Origin of the sequence: Mesonia algae (genome assembly GCF_003253545.1) — a bacterium.
GTDB classification, from domain to species: domain Bacteria; phylum Bacteroidota; class Bacteroidia; order Flavobacteriales; family Flavobacteriaceae; genus Mesonia; species Mesonia algae.
On record NZ_QKYV01000002.1, the window covers coordinates 395,378 to 413,998 of the forward strand.

Genomic DNA, 18,621 nt, shown 5'->3' on the forward strand with positions numbered 1-18,621 from the left:
TCGTGGTAAATATATAAATATATTTAAGACAATCACAAAAAAGTTAAATATTTTAACACTTTTTCTGCTAAATCAATCCTTTTATACCGTGTGTTTATTATTTACCTTTGCTCATTAGCATTAGAAACAGTGATGATTAAAGATATTTCAAAAATAAACCCCAAAGAAAATATAATAATAAAAGGAGCTAAACTTCACAATCTAAACAATATAGATGTAGTTATCCCTCGTAATAAATTAGTGGTTATAACTGGTTTATCTGGTTCAGGGAAATCTAGTTTAGCTTTTGATACGCTTTACGCAGAAGGTCAGCGTCGCTATGTGGAGAGTTTATCTTCTTATGCAAGGCAATTTTTAGGAAGGTTGGATAAACCGAAAGTTGATTATATAAAAGGGATCGCTCCTGCCATTGCCATAGAGCAAAAAGTAAATTCTACCAATCCTCGATCTACCGTAGGAACTTCTACGGAAATTTATGATTACTTAAAATTATTATATGCGCGTATAGGAAAAACTTTTTCTCCTATTTCTGGAAATCAGGTTAAAAAGGACACGGTAACCGATGTAGTTTTATATTTTAAATCTTTACCCGAAAAAGAAAAGCTCCTTCTCCTCGCTCCTATTCATATTGAGAAAGGAAGAGATTTATTAGAAAAAATAAAAATTTTACAACAACAAGGTTTCAGTAGGATTAAATGGAAAGATAAAGTTCTGCGTATTGAAGAAACTCCGGAAGATATTAAAGGAGAAGCTTTTTTAGTTGTAGATCGTATCGTCACTAAGAATGATGAAGATTTTTACAATCGTTTGGCAGATGCTATTCAAACTGCTTTTTACGAAGGAAAAGGAGAACTTTTTGTCGAAAATTTAACACAAGGTAAAACCCAGCAGTTTAGTAATAAATTTGAGCTGGACGACATGAAATTTTTAGAACCTAACGTGCATTTGTTTAGTTTTAATAATCCTTACGGCTCCTGCCCTAAATGTGAAGGTTATGGAGATGTGATTGGGTTAGATGAAGATTTGATTTTCCCTAACACCTCGCTTTCTATATATGAAAACGCCATATTCCCTTGGCGTGGAGAAAGTATGAGCTTTTATAGAGATCAACTGGTCAATAATTCTCATAAATTTGACTTCCCTATCCACAAACCTTATTATGACCTTACGGAAGAGCAAAAAGAACTACTTTGGACAGGTAACTCCTATTTTGAAGGTTTAACAAGTTTCTTTGATCATCTAGAAGCAAAAGCCTATAAAATTCAAAATCGAGTGATGCTTTCTCGCTACCGCGGAAAAACAAAATGTTCTTCCTGTAAAGGTAAAAGGTTGAGAACTGAAGCTGAGTATGTAAAAATAGACGGAAAGGCTATTACGCAATTGGTAGAACTTCCTTTACAGGAACTAAGTGATTTTTTTAAAAATCTCAGCCTAAATGAGCAAGATAAGGCTATAGCGAAACGTCTTTTAAAGGAGATCAATAGTAGATTACAATTTCTTTCTAATGTAGGTTTAGATTACTTGACCCTCAATAGAAAATCTAATAGTCTTTCTGGTGGAGAGTCGCAGCGTATAAACCTAGCTACTTCTTTAGGTTCTAGTTTGGTAGGTTCTATGTATATTTTAGATGAGCCTTCTATCGGACTTCATCCTAGAGATACCGAAAAACTTATTCAGGTTTTAAAAGACCTAAGAGATCTGGGTAATACGGTCATTGTGGTAGAACATGATGAAGATATGATGAAAGCTGCCGATGAAATTATAGATATTGGTCCAGAAGCAGGAACCCTTGGCGGAAATGTAGTCGCGACAGGAAAATATAAAGAAATATTAAAAGCAGATTCTCTTACGGCTAAATACCTTAATGGAGAATACACGATAGAAATTCCGCGAAAGCGTAGAGATTACAAATATTATATTGATATCATTGGAGCTCGAGCTAACAACCTTAAAAATATTGATGTTAGATTCCCATTAGGTGTTTTTACTGCTGTGACAGGAGTTTCAGGAAGTGGTAAAAGTACACTGGTTAGAAAGTTACTCTATCCTTCTATTTTAAAAGAAACTGGTGGTTACGGAGCCAAAGTAGGTGAAATGACCAAAATTGAGGGCAAGTTTGAAAATGTAAAACACGTAGAGTTCGTAGATCAAAATCCTATAGGGAGATCTTCTCGTTCTAATCCTGTGACTTATATTAAAGCCTATGATGTTATAAGATCTCTTTTTGCTGCTCAAAAGTTGGCACAAGTTAGAAATTTCAAAACCAAACACTTTAGTTTTAACGTCGATGGCGGGCGCTGTGAAACCTGTAAAGGTGAAGGAGAAGTTACTATAGAAATGCAGTTTATGGCCGATGTTCATTTAATTTGTGAAACTTGCCAAGGTAAACGCTTTAAAAAAGAAGTATTAGAAATAAAGTTTGAAGGGAAGAATATCGATGATATTTTAACGATGACAATTGATGATGCAATTTCATTTTTTCAGAAAGAAAAACAGTCTAAAATTGTAAAGAAATTACAACCCTTACAAGATGTTGGTTTAGGCTATGTAACATTAGGGCAAAGCTCTTCTACTCTTTCTGGTGGAGAAGCACAACGTATTAAACTTGCTTCATTCTTAGGAAAAGCAACCACTAAAGATAAAGCCTTATTTATCTTTGATGAACCTACTACAGGTTTGCATTTTCATGATATTAAGAAACTGCTTCAATCATTTCAAGCACTTATTGAAAAAGGACATTCGGTAGTGGTTATTGAACATAATATGGATTTGGTGAAATGTGCTGATTATATTATTGATCTAGGATTAGAGGGTGGAAAAAATGGAGGTTACTTGATCTCAAATGGTACGCCTGAGGCAGTAGCAAAAGATAAAAAATCTTTTACTGCTAAATATTTAGCAGAAAAGCTATAATGGTATAATTATTGATTTTCTTAAAACATATTATATATTCATAATAATATAATTTTTGGTTGGTTAGTTAAAAGGGTTCTATTCATGGAACCCTTTTTTTAGATTTTGAAAATCAAGTGTTTATAACTTTGGCACATTAATTGATTTTTAGTTGATGAATAACAATAAAATCCATAACCATGAAAAAGTTATTAAATCTCGTACTAGGCGTATTTATAGTAACTAGTGCAATCGCAAAAGAAGAAAAAGTAGCTACGACTACTAATTTTGGCTATGGTAATTCTATTATTTTTACTGAAAACAATATAGAGTTTGCTATATATCCAGATGGTCAATTTGACTTTTACTATCAACCTGCAACTACTCATATTAATCTACAAAGCACTAATGTAAATATTAGTTTTAATAGTGGTTATAATTATGACCCCTACGTTCAATATGACGATTATGGTGCTATCATTCAAATAGAAAATGTACCTATTTATTATGATTATTATGGACGTATAGTACAAGCTGGGAATATTATTGTTAATTATAATAATTATGGAAGGCTGGTAAATGTAGGTGGACTTTATGTATTTTATGATGGATATGGTCAGTTTTCACACTTTAGAGGTTATATTAATCCTTACAACAGAGGTTATGTGGTTAGACCTTGGCACAGGTTTTACAGAAGACCATTATCGAACTATCGTATAGTTTACACTAGACCTTACCGAACTTATTATCATCCTCGCAGAGTAAGTTATAATATTTATAAAAGCAACTATCGTCCTCATACGCGAAGAAGTTATTATAGACCCAACGAAAGCGTTGCAGTATATAGAAGAGGAACAAAAAGTAATACCAGAAGAAGTATTGCTAACACCTCTACGAGGAGAGATATTAATCGTTCTGTTAATACCAATACTAGAAATTCTAGTGTGAATGTTAGAACGCAGAATAGAAGTAATTCTCGAGCTAATAACAGTAGAACAAGTAGTAATACGAGAGAGCTTTCACAGTCTAATAATAGAAGTTTGAGTACCACAAGTAGAACTCCAACAAGAACAACTACTTCTACAAGAAGTCGAAAGAACTCAAGTGCAACTCCTACTAATAATCAAAGAGTTTCAACAAGAACCAATAGTTCGAGAACAAATCCGAAAACGACTAATACTCGTACATATAATAGTCAAGACACTTCTGCTTCACGCAGAAGATAAAAGTAGTTTTGGTTGGTTAGTTTTTTTCCCCTTTTTAAATAGCTTTAGCTTTTAGAAAGGGGTTTATTTTTTTAAATAATTCTTAATAAGACTATTGATATCATTAGAGAATTTAAAATAATAAGCACCTGCCAGATAAAATAAACCTATTACAGAGGATCTTATAAGAATATCTAACACTGGATTAAAATCGAGGGGAATAAAATAAAATAAAATCCCTAAAGTGAAAATGAAGCCTAAAATTTTAAACGTATTTAAAGTTATGGGTTGCATCTTAAATTTCCAGTAAACAATAATCAGTTTAGTGGTATTGTATAAGGCAAAAGATAAAAATGTGGCAATGGCAGCTCCATAAATTCCGTAGACAGGTATCAACCAAATATTGAGTAAAATGGCCACTATAACTACCAATATTCCCGATATTAATACAATTTTATAATAATCTGAATTAAATAAAATGCTGTTACTGTTTCCTAAAACATTATCGTAAAGTTTTATAAGCGATAGTAAAACAACAATTGAAAATTCAATTTGATAATCATTAGGGATCATCTCATAAAGATTTTTCACATTAGATACAATGAGCAAAAAAATGAGTCCGCTTACTACCAGCAAATTAATAGAACTTTTTTGATATAAGTCTTTTAGCTTATCCCATTCTTTATGGTTGAGGTATTGCGCAGTAATAGGTAAAGTAATTTGATGCATAGCCCTAGAAGGAACTGCTATTACAGATGCTATGTAAACCGCAATTCCGTATACGGAAACTTTTTCTATAGGTAAATAATGTTCAATCATCACTTTATCTAAATCCAATAAAGCTGTAGCAACAGAACCTGCGATTAGAATTAACAAAGAATAATTAAATACCTGCTTTTTATTGCTAGGAAATTCAAACCTCAATTTAGGGGGTAACAAGCCAAAAGCATAAATTTTAATGATAAAGGTTCGCAAGAGATAAGCTGCAGTCAATAAATAAATGAATTGATGAACTTCAATTAAATCATAATAAAATAAGATAAGAAGAAAAGTAACACATAACCGGTGAAAAACTTCTTTCATAAAATTACCAAAGACGCTTTTCAGTTTTAATTTACTCCACGCAAAGAAAACTTCAAAATAAGCTACTGCTATAGATATCACTACAATAAGCCAAACATAAGGTTTGACTAAAGCATTCTCATCAAAATAGTTTAAGATTTGTTTTTGAAAAATTAAACTTAAAACTCCTATAAAGATCCCAACTATTAAGGGCAAAAAAATTGCTAAGGTGAGTAGTCTATTTTTATCTTTATTTCTCTTATAAGATGTATAAAACTTAATCAAGGTATTATGAACTCCAAATCCCATAATAGGCCAAACTAATGTACTTGCCGAAAGTAAATAAGTGATTAAACCATAATATTTAGGCTCTAAAAAATGAGGATATAATAGAAGAACATTTATTGCACCAATAGCAAAACCTATATAAGTAACAATAATGTTTTTAAAAGACTGATTTAATATGATCCCCATAAATTTATTTCTCCTTTAAAATAGAAGCCAATTGCGATGTTAATGCTTGCCGGTGATAAGTTGAAATTGACGCAGTTTTAACCTCTAGCCTATTTTCTAAATAAAAATTAAAGTATGCGAGTATTCTCTTTTTTAAACCCTCATAGTCGTCGTGTAAGAAATAGGTCTCCCTTTCCACCGATTTTAAAATTACCCCTACATCCCAATTTTTAGGACCCAATGCTAAAATAGGACGGTTACTTTTTAAATACTCAAACAACTTTCCAGGGACGATTCCTTGAGTAATTTCACTATCAATCTCAACCAAAAGTAATACTTGAGATGATTCTTGGTAAGATTTTATTTTTGAGTGATTTAAATATCCTAAATATTTAAAATTATCTTTCAAGTAAGAGGTTGCTAGGTCGTTTAAAACTTCTTCGCTTACTTTGCCTATAAGCTGTATATGTAAAGCTTTTTTAAAAGCTTCATTTTCCCTACAAAGGTCGTTCAATACTTTCCACAGCACCGTTGGGTTTCTTTTTGAAAGCAAAGAACCAATGTGAGAAATAGTGAATTTTTCATCTAATTCTACATCCGCTTTAGCGATCTCTCCATCAAAACCATTCGTTATAGTTACGACAGGTTGGTTGGTTTTTGATGCAAATTCTTTATGCGTAGTAAAACTGGTGACTAAAATTGTATCGGCTTGTTGCAGCACCTCCTTTTCTAAGGCAATATGCTTTTTTTTGTTCTTTTGAGTAAGCTTTAACTCTTGATGATACCCTATCGTAGTCCAAGGATCTCTAAAATCTGTAATCCATTTTATACCTAACTCTTGCTTTAATTGTAAACCAATGAGGTGCAAACTATGAGGCGGACCTGTAGTTATAACGGTTTCAATTCCTTCTTTTTGTATAAAATTTTTCAGAAACTTGACGGAAGGTTTTACCCAAAATTTTCTAGCATCGGGCACAAAAAAATTACCTCGTATAAACAACAGCATTTTTTCTAAAAATGATTGCTTTTTCTTCTTCTGAATAATTCCAGAACTTATAGTTTCAGTTTTGTTTTTAGAAAAAATTTTAGCAAAACCATAAGGCTCAAAAATGGGTTGTTTAACTATTTTTATGTTTGTTGGGATCTCTTTTAGTAGAGATTCATCTACAATAGGATAATTAGGATTTTTAGGAGCGTAAATAATAGGCTCTATGCCAAATTCTGGTAAATATTTTGCAAACTTTAGCCAACGTTGTACTCCTGGACCACCTGCAGGAGGCCAGTAATAAAGAACAATAAGTACTTTTTTTGGCATTTAAGCAGTTTTTTTTCTGTATTTGAAAAAGAAACCTAATAAAATAAGAACTAATAATATAACTCCACTAGCCAATGTGATGATACTTCCTTTTTGAACTACTTCCGGCTCAAATTTAAATACCAGTTCATGTTCTCCTTTAGGTAAAACCGCTGCACGCAGTACATAATTTGCTTTGAAATGTTCTATTTCTTGATCATCTACATATGCTTTCCATCCATAAGGATAATAAATTTCAGAAAATACCGCTACCCTATCTTCAGCAACATTGTAATCATATGCTAATTCATTAGGCTTATAACTTTTCAGCTTGATGGTATCATCATAATTTTCCTCAAAACGCTTCCGCGGAAGCTTATCAGCAAACTCTTGCTCTACAATTGCATGTTTCTTACTTTGAAGTGAGTCTAAGGCTAAAATCGCCTCATTCGCATCGTTTACTACATCTACTGAGTTTACAAACCAAGCATTTCCATTCGCATCAGGATTGAGTTGTGACATCACCTTTCCTTGATTAGAAATAATCACGTATTTGGTATTGAGCATATTCAACACTTCCTGATTTCCTGTAGCAATATGAAAATCAAATAAATCCTGAATTCTACCTGGTTTTGCAGCGTGGTAACCACCTATAGATTTGTGAAAATAGGACGCTCTAGCCGAATTAAACGGACTCCCAGAAACATCTAAGACACGGTAATGACCTTCATCTTGTAAGATTTGAGCATCGGCTTCATTTTGCTGAAAAGGCTGTTCCATTGCGATTTTAGAAACGAAATCATCGTTATTAACATACCTTCTATCAACAGCAATTAAATCAACTAAAATTAAAACACCTATTCCTACGATAGCTATGTTTTTAGTAAATTTTTCTTTTACAAAGGCCCAAAGCATTCCGGCGCAAGCCAACACAAAAAACAAAGAACGTAGAGTATCTTCCGTAAAGATAGATTTACGATCTTCTCGTAAGCTACGAACAAAATCGGGTCCCATTTGTTCAATCAACATACGGTCTCTGTTTCCTGTAAAATCAAATAACATCGATTTAAACAGTAAAAATACCAATGCTAAACCTCCAGCGACCATCGTACTTTTTTTAAGAGCATCTAGCACTTTTTCTTTAGAATGCTTTTGACTAAAGACTTGTGATAAAGCATAAACCCCTAAGATAGGCACACATAATTCAATGATGACTTGTATAGAGGATACTGCTCTAAATTTGTTATATAGAGGTACATAATTAATGAAAAATTTGGTAAGGAATGCAAAGTTATCTCCCCAAGAAAGTATCAATGCTAAAATAGAACCGCCAACAATCCACCATTTTAATCTCCCCCTGATTAAGAATAAGGCAAAAATAAACAAGAAGACAAGACTTGCTCCAATATAAGCAGGAGCGCCTATATAGGTTTGGTCTCCCCAATAAGTTGGCGCACCATCAACAAAATCTTTTGCTTGCTGAGGATTTGCTCCAATTTTCAAAAGAGCTTGGTAAGACTCTGAGTCTTCATCCAACTTTTCTGAACTAGATCCTCCCATAAAACGAGGAATAAATAAGTTGAAAGATTCAGCTATTCCATAACTATATTCTGTAATGTAATTATAATCTAAACCTGCTTTTTGTTCTTTTTCTGTTCCATCTGTATTTATAGTCAGGCCTGTTTTTCCACGTGTACTAAACTCTCCATATTCCTGCGTCGCCATTAAGCTTGTAGCATTTACACCCACAGCTATAAGGACTCCAATGACCATAAAACCTAATCTCTTAAAAAATTGCGGAATATTCTTTTTCTTATAAAAATCGATTAAATAAACCAGACCTAAAACCAAGACCAAAAGCAGTAAGTAGTAAGTCATTTGTGGGTGGTTGGCATTGATCTCTAATGCCATGGCAATGGTAAATAAGAGCGAACCGCTAAAATAGTTTCCTTTAAAGGTGTGAATGATTCCAGCTAGCACCATGGGCATATAGGCAATCGCATGGGCTTTTGCATTATGGCCAACTCCTAATATAATAATTAAATAAGTACTAAAACCAAAAGCTAAAGCACCTAAAAAAGCAATTTTGTAGTCTATTTTCAAGACTAAAAAGAGAATATAAATGCCTATAAAATAGAGAAATAAATAATCTGCAGGTCTCGGTAAAAACCGAATAGTTCTATCTATTTCTTTCACGAAATTGTAAGGATAATTTGCTCCCAATTGATACGTGGGCATTCCACCAAAAGCAGCATCGGTCCAATAAGGTTCTTGGTTTTCGCTTTCGCGGAAATCATTTTGTTGTTTGGCCATTCCTACATACTGAGCTATATCACTTTGATAAATCACTTTTCCTTGTAAAACCGGACTAAAATAAGCTAAGGCTACAGCAATAAAAGCTATCACCACAAAAAGATGCGGGAGTAATTTTTTAAAATTGAAATTCATTCAAAAGAATTTTAAGAAGTAAAAGTGTGAAATTTAGTCAATTTCTTCGTATTCAATATACTCTCCCACAGGTTTCTTCTTATTTCTTGAATTTTTAGGAGTACTGTTTATTTCAGAATTAGATTCTTGCTTATTTTGATAATTTGGAGGTCGAAATCCTTGCTGAAAACTTTGTCCTACCTTCTCTCCCATTTTTTTCATGATATATTTTAAAATCAATGGCTTAAATAGCTTAAACAAAAATTTTACCCCAAAGTAAACAAGAACTATTATAAGTACGGTTTTTATAAATCCCGTAAAAGATGCTAAGTACATAAATCTATTTTTATACAAAATTATTAATTGTCTTGCTTAAAAACAGGTTTTAAATGATAAAAAATAGTAAAAATCTATATATTTGGTTGAAACAATTTCCTTATGAAAAGATTTTTTATTGCGTCACTATTCTCAATCGCTTGCTTTAGTGCTCAAGCCCAATATACTGAAACCATTAACTCCAATCGTCCTGGAGGTTCTCAAGGCGCATTTGCTGTAGGAAACCAAGTTTTGCAGTTTGAAACTGGTGCACGAATAGGAAATGATGATCATAATAGAAAAAAAATAGAAAAAGATCTGTTTGGGATAGATTATGAAGTTAGATATGGTTTTTTAATGGAGCAGTTAGAGGTCAGCTTAAGTGGTTCTTATTTACAAACTAATCAGTACACAAATACTGGAGGAGAAACTTTAGAAGAGAAGTACAGTAATTTTCAAAGTAATACACTTGGATTAAAATACCTCGTATATGATCCTTATAAGAAAAGAAGTTTAGAAAAACCCAATATTTATAGTTGGAAAGCGAATAACGGTTTTAAATGGAGAGATCTAATTCCTGCAGTGTCTATTTATGGTGGAGCCAATTTATTATTTGGAGATAATCCTTATTTATTGGAGGAAGAATCAGCTTTAAGTCCGCGTGCGGCCTTGATTACTCAAAATAATTGGGGAAGATTTGTTTTTGTCATGAATTTTATTGCTGATAAAATTGGAGGAGAATATCCTTCTTATTCTGGAATATTTACAATGACGCATTCCGTTAACGAAAAAGTTTCGGTATTTGGAGAATATCAAGCCATTAAAAGTGATCTATATGCCGACGATATAGCTAGAGCTGGGGGAGCTTATTTAATAACTAAAGATTTACAAGTAGATATTTCGGGGTTAGTTAACTTTAAAGACACTCCTTCTAAATGGCAAGTAGCCCTTGGTGTTTCCTATAGAATTGATATGCACGCCGAAGATGAAATCATCATGGATGAAAAAACAAAAAAAGCTGAAGAAAAGGAATCAAAAAAGGAAAAGCGTAATAGCGAGTTAGTAAACCCTGATGGGACTATGAACGAATAATTAGCAGTTAACAATCATAGAATAGTGTAAACACTTAAAAACATAAAAGTAAAGTCTAAAAAATGAAAAATACTGCATTCTACCTAATTCTATCTTTTTTCATTTTTAGCTGTGGCGTTAAGCAAACCTACAATGACTCTATTCCAAAACATGATAATTTCACTATAGAATCAAAATATGTAAATGAAACCAGGATCATTAATGTATGGCTACCTCCTAATTATGAAAATACCAATTCTTTTCCGGTGCTTTATATGCCCGATGGCGGAATAAAAGAAGATTTTCCTCATATAGCAAATACTATTTCACAACTTGTAAAAAGTGAAAAAATACCACCTATTATCCTTGTCGGAATTGAAAACACGGAAAGAGGAAGAGATTTAACGGGTTTTTCTGAAATCGAGGATGACGAAAAATATTGTCCATTAACCGATGGGGCTAAAAATTTTCGAAACTTTATCACCGAAGAGTTAATGACAAAAATTAGCAAGGAATACAAAGTTTCGGCTAAAAAAGGAATTATTGGAGAGTCATTAGCAGGACTTTTTGTTATGGAAACATTTTTTCTAGAACCAGAAGCATTTGATTTTTATATTGCTATAGATCCATCGCTTTGGTGGAATAATCATTATTTAGAAAGAAAAGCCATAGATTATCTTCATAACTTTCCTCAGAAATCAAAAAAATTATGGTTTGCTGGTTCTAGTGCTAAAGATATTTCTATACACACTAATAATCTTGCAAAATCTTTAGAAGAGGATGCTCCAAGTAAATTGACTTGGAAGTATTCTGATGAACCCAACGAAAAACATCATACCATTTTTAGAGCTACAAAAGAGAAAGCTATAATCTGGTCTTTGAATGAAAATAACTAGCCTGGAGAAATATTAAAGTTAATTTAAAAAATCCGCGAAAGCACAAACTTTATAAAAACAAAAAAGGTCATCTAAAACAATATTTTAGATGACCTTTTATATATTTGAAAGAACGTTATTTTATTCTCCCATAGCTGCTGCAACTGCGGCAGACATTCTTTTATATGTTCCGTTTTCTAATCTTTCTCTAATTGCACCAAAAGCATCTAAAGTTTCCTCTACATCTTTCAACGTATGAGACGCTGTTGGAATCATTCTTAAAAGAATTAATCCTTTAGGAATTACTGGATAAACTACGATTGAGCAAAACACTCCGTGATTCTCTCTCAAATCTTTCACTAAAGCCATAGCTTCAGGAATACTTCCTTTTAAATAAACTGGTGTTACACAACTTTGCGTGGTACCAATATCAAAACCACGGTCTTTAAGACCATTTTGTAATGCGTTTACATTTTCCCAAAGTTTTTCTTTTAACTCTGGCATGGTTCTTAACATATCCAAACGTTTTAAAGCGCCTTCTACCAATTGCATTTGCAATGACTTGGCAAACATTTGAGATCTTAAATTGTATTTTAGGTAATCAATCACTTCTTGATCGGCTGCTATAAAAGCTCCTGTACTTGCCATAGATTTAGCAAAAGTCGCAAAGTAAACATCTATATCATCTTGTACTCCTTGCTCCTCTCCTGCTCCTGCTCCAGTTTTCCCTAAAGTTCCAAAACCGTGAGCATCATCTACAAACAATCTAAAGTTATATTTCTTTTTAAGCTCTACAATCTCTTTTAGCTTTCCTTGCTCTCCTCTCATTCCAAAAACACCTTCAGAAATTAAAAGAATACCACCACCTGTTTGCTCAGCTATCTTTTCGGCTCTTTGCAGGTTTTTTTCGATACTTGCTACATCGTTATGCTTGTAAGTAAATCTTTTTCCTAAATGCAACCTCACTCCATCAATAATACAAGCGTGTGCATCTACATCATAGACAATAACATCATCTTTACCTACTAATGCATCGATAGTAGAAACCATCCCTTGATAACCGAAATTCAATAAATAAGAAGCTTCTTTATTTACAAATTCCGCTAACTCATTTTGCAATTGTTCGTGTAAATGAGTGTGACCACTCATCATACGAGCTCCCATTGGGTAAGCCGAACCGTATTTAGCACCAGCTTCTGCATCTACCTTTCTTACTTCTGGGTGATTAGCAAGTCCTAAATAATCATTTACACTCCAAGTAATTACTTCTTTTCCTTGAAATTTCATTCGGTTACTAATTTCTCCTTCTAATTTAGGAAAAACAAAATACCCTTCTGCTTGTTCTGCCCATTTTCCTAATGGTCCTTTGTCTCTATATATTTTATCGAATAAATCTTTCATAAAAAATTTTTAATACAACTTAACGCGCAAAAATAATGAATAAAATGTAATGATACAGCTTACTTCCATTATTTCAATTCACTAAGTTATAAACAAAACAAAAGCATCCTTTTGGGATGCTTTTATTTTATAAGGTTATTATATTATTTAATAAATTCTATTTTTTCGGCATCGACATTGTTTTCACTATCTGAAAAGCCTTGATCGTGCATCCATTGATCACTATATATCTTACTCATATAACGCGATCCGTGATCTGGGAAAATAATCACCACTCTAGAGTTTTCATCAAACTCTCCTTCTTCTGCTAATTGTTTAACTCCTTGAAATGCTGCTCCACTAGTATAACCAACAAACATTCCTTCAGTTTTAGCTATATACCTTGCGGTATGTGCACTTTCTTCATCAGAAACTTTAATAAAACGATCTATCGTATCAAAATCTGTTGCGGTAGGGATTAAATTTTTTCCTAAACCTTCAATTCGGTATGGGTAAATTTCATCTGCATCAAATTCTCTTGTTTCGTGATATTTTTTTAGAACCGAGCCATAAGCATCAATTCCTATCACTTTAACTTGAGGGTTTTGTTCTTTTAAATAACGTGCAGTTCCAGAAATGGTTCCTCCAGTTCCGCTACAAGCGATTAAATGCGTAATTTTCCCTTCAGTTTGTTTCCAAATTTCTGGCCCTGTAGTTTTAAAATGAGCATCCATGTTCAACTCATTAAAATACTGATTGATATAAACCGAACCTTTTATTTCTTGATGTAATCTTTTTGCTACTTGATAGTATGAACGCGGATCATCTGCCGATACATTTGCAGGACAAACATATACTTTTGCTCCCATCGTTTTTAACATATCTATCTTATCGGAAGAAGACTTTGAACTAACGGCTAAAATACAGTCATAACCTTTAATTACAGAAACCATAGCAATACTAAAACCCGTATTTCCTGAAGTAGTTTCTATGATTGTATCACCTGGTTTTAAAATTCCTTTCCTCTCTGCCTCTTCAATTATATATAACGCAATCCTATCTTTGGTAGAATGTCCTGGATTAAAAGCTTCCACTTTTGCAAAAAATTCTCCTTTAATGTCTTGTGTTATACGGTTTAATTTAACTAGAGGGGTGTCTCCTATTAATTCTAAGACGTTATTATAAACCTGTAAGTCTTCTTTCATATAATGAAATTCTTATTAAAAAATGCGTTATTTACTTTTAACAAATAAGCAAAACACCGCAAATTTACATTATTTTTTTTAATTATGAATTTTTCCTTCCAAGTCTAATAAAAAAGCATAGTCTTCAGCTACTTCTTTTAAAGCTTCAAATCGCCCTGAAGCACCGCCGTGACCTGCATCCATATTGGTATGGAATAATAAAATATTTTTATCTGTTTTTAATTCTCTCAGCTTGGCAGTCCATTTTGAAGGTTCCCAATATTGAACTTGGGAATCATGAAAACCTGTAGTGATAAGAATGTTAGGATAATCTTGAGCTTTTACATTATCATATGGAGAATAAGATTTCATATAATCATAATATTCTTTCTCATTAGGATTCCCCCATTCATCATATTCTCCAGTGGTTAAAGGTATGCTATCATCTAACATTGTAGATACGACATCTACAAACGGTACAGCTGCTATAACGCCATTATATAAATGCGGAGCTTCATTAAGCACAACTCCCATTAATAAACCTCCTGCAGAACCACCCATAGCATACATATGTTGAGGTGAACTCCATTTTTGATCTATTAGATACTGTGTACAATCAATAAAATCTGTAAAAGTATTTTTCTTTTGAAGCATCTTTCCATCTTCATACCAATTTCTACCTAAATACTCTCCTCCTCTAATGTGAGCAATAGCAAAAACAAAACCTCTATTAAGTAAACTCAATCTTGTAGTAGAAAAAGAAGGATCTACTGTATGTCCGTAACTTCCGTAAGCATATTGCAAAACTGGATTGCTGCCATCTCGTTGTATACCTTTCTTATAGACTAAAGAGATAGGTATTTGAGTTCCGTCTTTTGCGGTAGCCCAAATTCGCTCTGAAATATAATTTTCTTTACGGAAAGTTTTATCTAACACACTCTGTTCTTTTTTAACCTCACTCTCTTTCGTTTTCATATTAAAATCTATGATCGATGTTGGAGTGGTTAATGAGTTATAACCATATCTTAAGATGTGAGTGTCAAAATCTGGATTAGTACCTGTTCCTGTAGTATAAGTTTCATTATCAAAAGGCAGATAATAATCTTCGGTTTCATCCCAACGCATGATTCTAATATGATTTAAACCATTTGAGCGTTCACTGACCACTAAATATTCTTTAAATATTTCTATATCTTCCAATAAAACATCTTCCCGGTGAGGCAATACATCTTCCCAATTTTCCTTTGCAAGCTTATTTATTGACGTTTTCATCAATTTGAAGTTAACAGCTTCATCTTTATTGGTTAAAATATAAAAATGATCTTCAAAGTGAGAAATACTGTATTCTAATCCGCGGCAGCGTTCTTGAAACAATTGAAACTCTCCTCTAGGCTCATCTGCATCTAAAATTCTATACTCATCACTTAGAGTACTACTCGATCCTATAATTACGTATTTATCTGACTTAGTTTTATAAACATAAGCATTATAGGTTTCATCATCTTCTTGATAAACCAGCATATCTTTTTCGGGATCGTCTCCAAGAACGTGTTGAAAAATTTGATTAGAACGTAAAGTTTCTTCATCTTTTCTGGTATAGAAAAGAGTTTTATTATCATTTGCCCAAGTAGAACTTCCTGTAGTGGTCTCGATTTTAAGTGGTAAAATAGCACCTGTTTCTAAATTCTTAATTTGAATGGTGTACTTTCTTCTACTTACATTATCTACACCAAAGGCAACTAATTTATTATCTGGACTTACATTGACTCCTGTAAGTTTATAATAACTATGACCCTCGGCCATTTCATTTACATTGAATAAAATTTCTTCAGGAGATTCTAAAGTTTCTTTTTTTCGGGCATAAATGGGATAATCTTTCCCAGTTTCAAACCTAACATAATACCAATAACCGTTATGTTTATAAGGAACAGAAGCATCATCTTCCTTTATCCTGCTCTTCATCTCATCAAACAATTCTTGTTGAAATTGTTTGGTATGAGCAGTCATTTGTTCGTTATAACCATTTTCCTCTTCTAGATATTTAATAACTTCTGGATCATCCCTATCCTTCATCCAAAAATAATCATCGACTCTTATTTCATTATGAATATTTAATTCTTTTGCTATTTTTTTCGCTCTAGGCGGAATTATTTGGGTTTTCAACATCTAATATCTTTTTTAACGACCGCAAAGGTAAAATTTAGTTTAAAAGAAAGTCTTATAGCTACTTAATAATTCTTTTAAAAATCACTTATTTTAATAAATTTGCAATTCACAAAAAATATAAAGAATATGTTTGGAGATATGATGGGTATGATGAATAAAATTAAAGAAACCCAAGCCAAAGTTGAAGAAACCAAAAAAAGATTAGATACAGTTACTTTAGAAGAAAAGTCTAGCGACGACTTACTTAAAATTACACTAACTGCTAATAGAGAAATTAAAGCTATAGAAGTGGCTGATGAACTTTTGCAGGATAAGGAGCAATTGGAAGATTATTTAGTGCTTACCTTAAATAAAGCTATAAAAAAAGCTACCGATGTTCACGAAGCAGAGTTGGGAGCTGTAGCTAAAGAAGGAATGCCAAGTATACCTGGGATGGATGCTTTTAAATAATATTTAATTTAACCATACTATTTAAGGCAGTTATTTAAATGGTATGGTTTTACAGATTTCTTTCTTTCAATTTTAAAAATTCCTGTTCTAAAAAACTTAACTTATCTTCTAAGTTATGGGAGACATTTAACTCTGGAACTCTCCTGAAAAAAACATAACGTATTTTCCAAATTTCTTTAATTTCATTAAGTTTAAAGAAAAGATCATCAATACCTTTATGATCTGCTCTTAAAGTAATTTTATTTTTTGTTACATAAAGTCTTCTTAATACAAGTTGATTGCCAACATAAGCTAAGACTATATTTCCGTTATTAAGCTTACTGTAAACTTCTTGAGGAATAAATTCACCTACTACTACATCCTTGGGGTAAAGCCCACGATCATGATCTGTCATCTCTAAATTGTTTACTGTATAAGCTCTAAATATCTTGTCAGAATTTATAGGTAATTGCAATAATGGAAGCTCTTCTACAAAATGAGGGTTTTTGTAATTAACCAAATAATCATCTAGATTTTCCTCAGTTATACAAGGGATTTTACAAATTAGAAAATATATCTTCACCTACCTATAGTCACTAAAGCTCTTTTCTCTTTCACTTGAAATCTAAAAATTAATAGGCTACTTATAAGTAAGCAAGAAAAAATAACTATAGACATAGGAAGCATACTTTTAGTATTAAAAATACTTATAATAAATGAAGCTATAGCTCCTAACGCCATTTTTAAACTCCCCACTAAAGCCGAAGCTCTACCGGCTCTTTTAGTAAATGGGTATAGTGATAAGGCCGTCGTATTTGGATTTTGAAAACCGAGAAGAAAGAGAATGAAGAAGAGATTTATAATTGTTAGGTAAAAATCATTCCACCATAAACTATTTAAAATAAGGAAAATCGATAGACCTATTAAAACTACACTTATGATTTTCGTTACCTTAAATGTAGAGTTTTTCTTTAAAACTAATCGGTTAAGTTGAGAACCTACAATAAGTCCCGCAGCGTTTAGTCCAAAAAGCCAACCAAATTCAGTTTCAGATAAATTAAAGTTATCCATAAAAAGTATAGGTGCATTTGAGATATAGGCAAATAAAGCTCCAATAGTAAAACTACCTGCTAAAGAAAAAGTGAGGAAAATTTTATCAGTAAATATTCCGTAGTATTTTTTAATGACCTTACTTAGTTTAAGCTCTACGGTTTTGTCTGGCTCTATACTTTCTGGTAAGAATTTAAATACACTAAAAAACATAAGGAGAGCAAATATGGATAAAATAATGAAAATGATATGCCAAGTAAAATAGGTGATCACAATTCCACCAATTGTAGGTGCTATAATTGGAGCTCCTCCCATGATAAGCATGAGAAATGAAATTGCTCTAGCAACTTCTTCTGGCGGAAAAATATCTCTTACTACTGCTTTTGCAGCCACCATTCCTGCAGAAGCCCCAACCGCAAGAAAAAATCTAGAGATGACTAACCACATTAGCGTAGGTGAATATGCACAACTTATGGCTGCCAAAAAATATATAAGTAATCCAAACAACAAAGGTTTTTTTCTACCATATTTATCCATAATAGGTCCATACATTAATTGCCCCAGTGCTATTCCTATAAAATAGCTAGTTAGTGACAGTCCTACATCTGTTTTGCTAATTGAAAACTCTTTGGCTATGCTCCCAAAACTGGGTAAGTACATATCTATAGAAAATGGCCCCAAGGCTATGAGTGTTCCTAAAACGAATAGAATTATTCTCTCGCGTTTATGATCTCTAACAGTAAAATCTTCTTGCATTTTGCAAATTTCGTCCAATCATAATTGCTACAATACCTATAAATTTCATTTAACATTTAATT

The 18,621-nt window shown here is 32.6% G+C and carries 14 protein-coding genes; 5 read left to right on the top strand and 9 right to left on the bottom strand.

The genetic code is table 11. The features are described 5' to 3' along the window. Nucleotides 1-132 precede the first annotated feature (132 nt). Both uvrA and LX95_RS05035 read left to right on the top strand, forming a co-directional pair. Nucleotides 133-2,913, top strand: a complete 2,781-nt coding sequence (uvrA, locus tag LX95_RS05030; protein ID WP_111540343.1) for an excinuclease ABC subunit UvrA — start codon at nt 133-135, stop codon at nt 2,911-2,913. 179 nt (nt 2,914-3,092) lie between these two features. Beyond that, entirely contained in the window at nt 3,093-4,118 is a 1,026-nt protein-coding gene (locus LX95_RS05035) for a hypothetical protein (protein WP_111540344.1), read from the top strand. Between the two features lie 63 nt (nt 4,119-4,181). On the opposite strand, the gene LX95_RS05040 is transcribed toward LX95_RS05035, so the two are convergent. Genes LX95_RS05040 through LX95_RS05055 form a run of 4 tightly spaced genes read right to left on the bottom strand, consistent with a single transcriptional unit; the run spans nt 4,182 to nt 9,669 of the window. Continuing rightward, nucleotides 4,182-5,633, bottom strand: coding sequence for an MATE family efflux transporter (locus LX95_RS05040; RefSeq protein WP_111540345.1), 1,452 nt, complete (start codon nt 5,631-5,633; stop codon nt 4,182-4,184). 4 nt (nt 5,634-5,637) lie between these two features. Then, the gene (locus tag LX95_RS05045; RefSeq protein WP_111540346.1) at nt 5,638-6,927 is read right to left on the bottom strand and encodes a glycosyltransferase family protein; all 1,290 of its coding nucleotides are present in this window, start codon (nt 6,925-6,927) and stop codon (nt 5,638-5,640) included. Continuing rightward, entirely contained in the window at nt 6,928-9,354 is a 2,427-nt protein-coding gene (locus tag LX95_RS05050) for a YfhO family protein (protein WP_111540347.1), read from the bottom strand. 33 nt (nt 9,355-9,387) lie between these two features. After that, entirely contained in the window at nt 9,388-9,669 is a 282-nt protein-coding gene (locus LX95_RS05055; protein ID WP_111540348.1) for a DUF4834 family protein, read from the bottom strand. Between the two features lie 102 nt (nt 9,670-9,771). Between LX95_RS05055 and LX95_RS05060 the strand changes: the two genes are divergently transcribed. Next, on the top strand, nt 9,772-10,740 hold the full coding sequence (locus LX95_RS05060; RefSeq protein WP_111540349.1) for a transporter: 969 nt from the start codon (nt 9,772-9,774) through the stop codon (nt 10,738-10,740). 62 nt (nt 10,741-10,802) lie between these two features. Continuing rightward, nucleotides 10,803-11,615 (top strand): alpha/beta hydrolase, encoded by an 813-nt coding sequence (locus LX95_RS05065; protein WP_111540350.1) that lies wholly within the window; start codon nt 10,803-10,805, stop codon nt 11,613-11,615. A 120-nt stretch (nt 11,616-11,735) separates the two neighbouring features. Here the strand turns inward: LX95_RS05065 and LX95_RS05070 are convergent, their stop codons facing one another. From LX95_RS05070 to LX95_RS05080, 3 genes are all read right to left on the bottom strand, one after another. Further along, entirely contained in the window at nt 11,736-12,995 is a 1,260-nt protein-coding gene (locus LX95_RS05070; protein ID WP_111540351.1) for an aminotransferase class I/II-fold pyridoxal phosphate-dependent enzyme, read from the bottom strand. A gap of 143 nt (nt 12,996-13,138) precedes the next feature. Continuing rightward, complete coding sequence (locus LX95_RS05075; RefSeq protein WP_111540352.1) at nt 13,139-14,179, bottom strand: PLP-dependent cysteine synthase family protein; 1,041 nt, start codon at nt 14,177-14,179, stop codon at nt 13,139-13,141. Between the two features lie 78 nt (nt 14,180-14,257). Next, complete coding sequence (locus tag LX95_RS05080) at nt 14,258-16,324, bottom strand: S9 family peptidase (protein WP_111540353.1); 2,067 nt, start codon at nt 16,322-16,324, stop codon at nt 14,258-14,260. A 126-nt stretch (nt 16,325-16,450) separates the two neighbouring features. On the opposite strand from LX95_RS05080, the gene LX95_RS05085 reads away from it, so the two are divergent. Next, nucleotides 16,451-16,774: a YbaB/EbfC family nucleoid-associated protein gene (locus LX95_RS05085; RefSeq protein ID WP_111540354.1), complete on the top strand. Its 324-nt coding sequence runs from the start codon at nt 16,451-16,453 to the stop codon at nt 16,772-16,774. A 49-nt stretch (nt 16,775-16,823) separates the two neighbouring features. On the opposite strand, the gene LX95_RS05090 is transcribed toward LX95_RS05085, so the two are convergent. Together LX95_RS05090 and LX95_RS05095 are read right to left on the bottom strand one after the other, a co-directional pair. Then, nucleotides 16,824-17,336: a LexA family transcriptional regulator gene (locus tag LX95_RS05090; protein WP_146240741.1), complete on the bottom strand. Its 513-nt coding sequence runs from the start codon at nt 17,334-17,336 to the stop codon at nt 16,824-16,826. Then, nucleotides 17,333-18,559: a multidrug effflux MFS transporter gene (locus tag LX95_RS05095; protein ID WP_111540356.1), complete on the bottom strand. Its 1,227-nt coding sequence runs from the start codon at nt 18,557-18,559 to the stop codon at nt 17,333-17,335. The genes LX95_RS05090 and LX95_RS05095 overlap by 4 nt, the downstream gene beginning before the upstream one ends. Nucleotides 18,560-18,621: the final 62 nt, after the last annotated feature.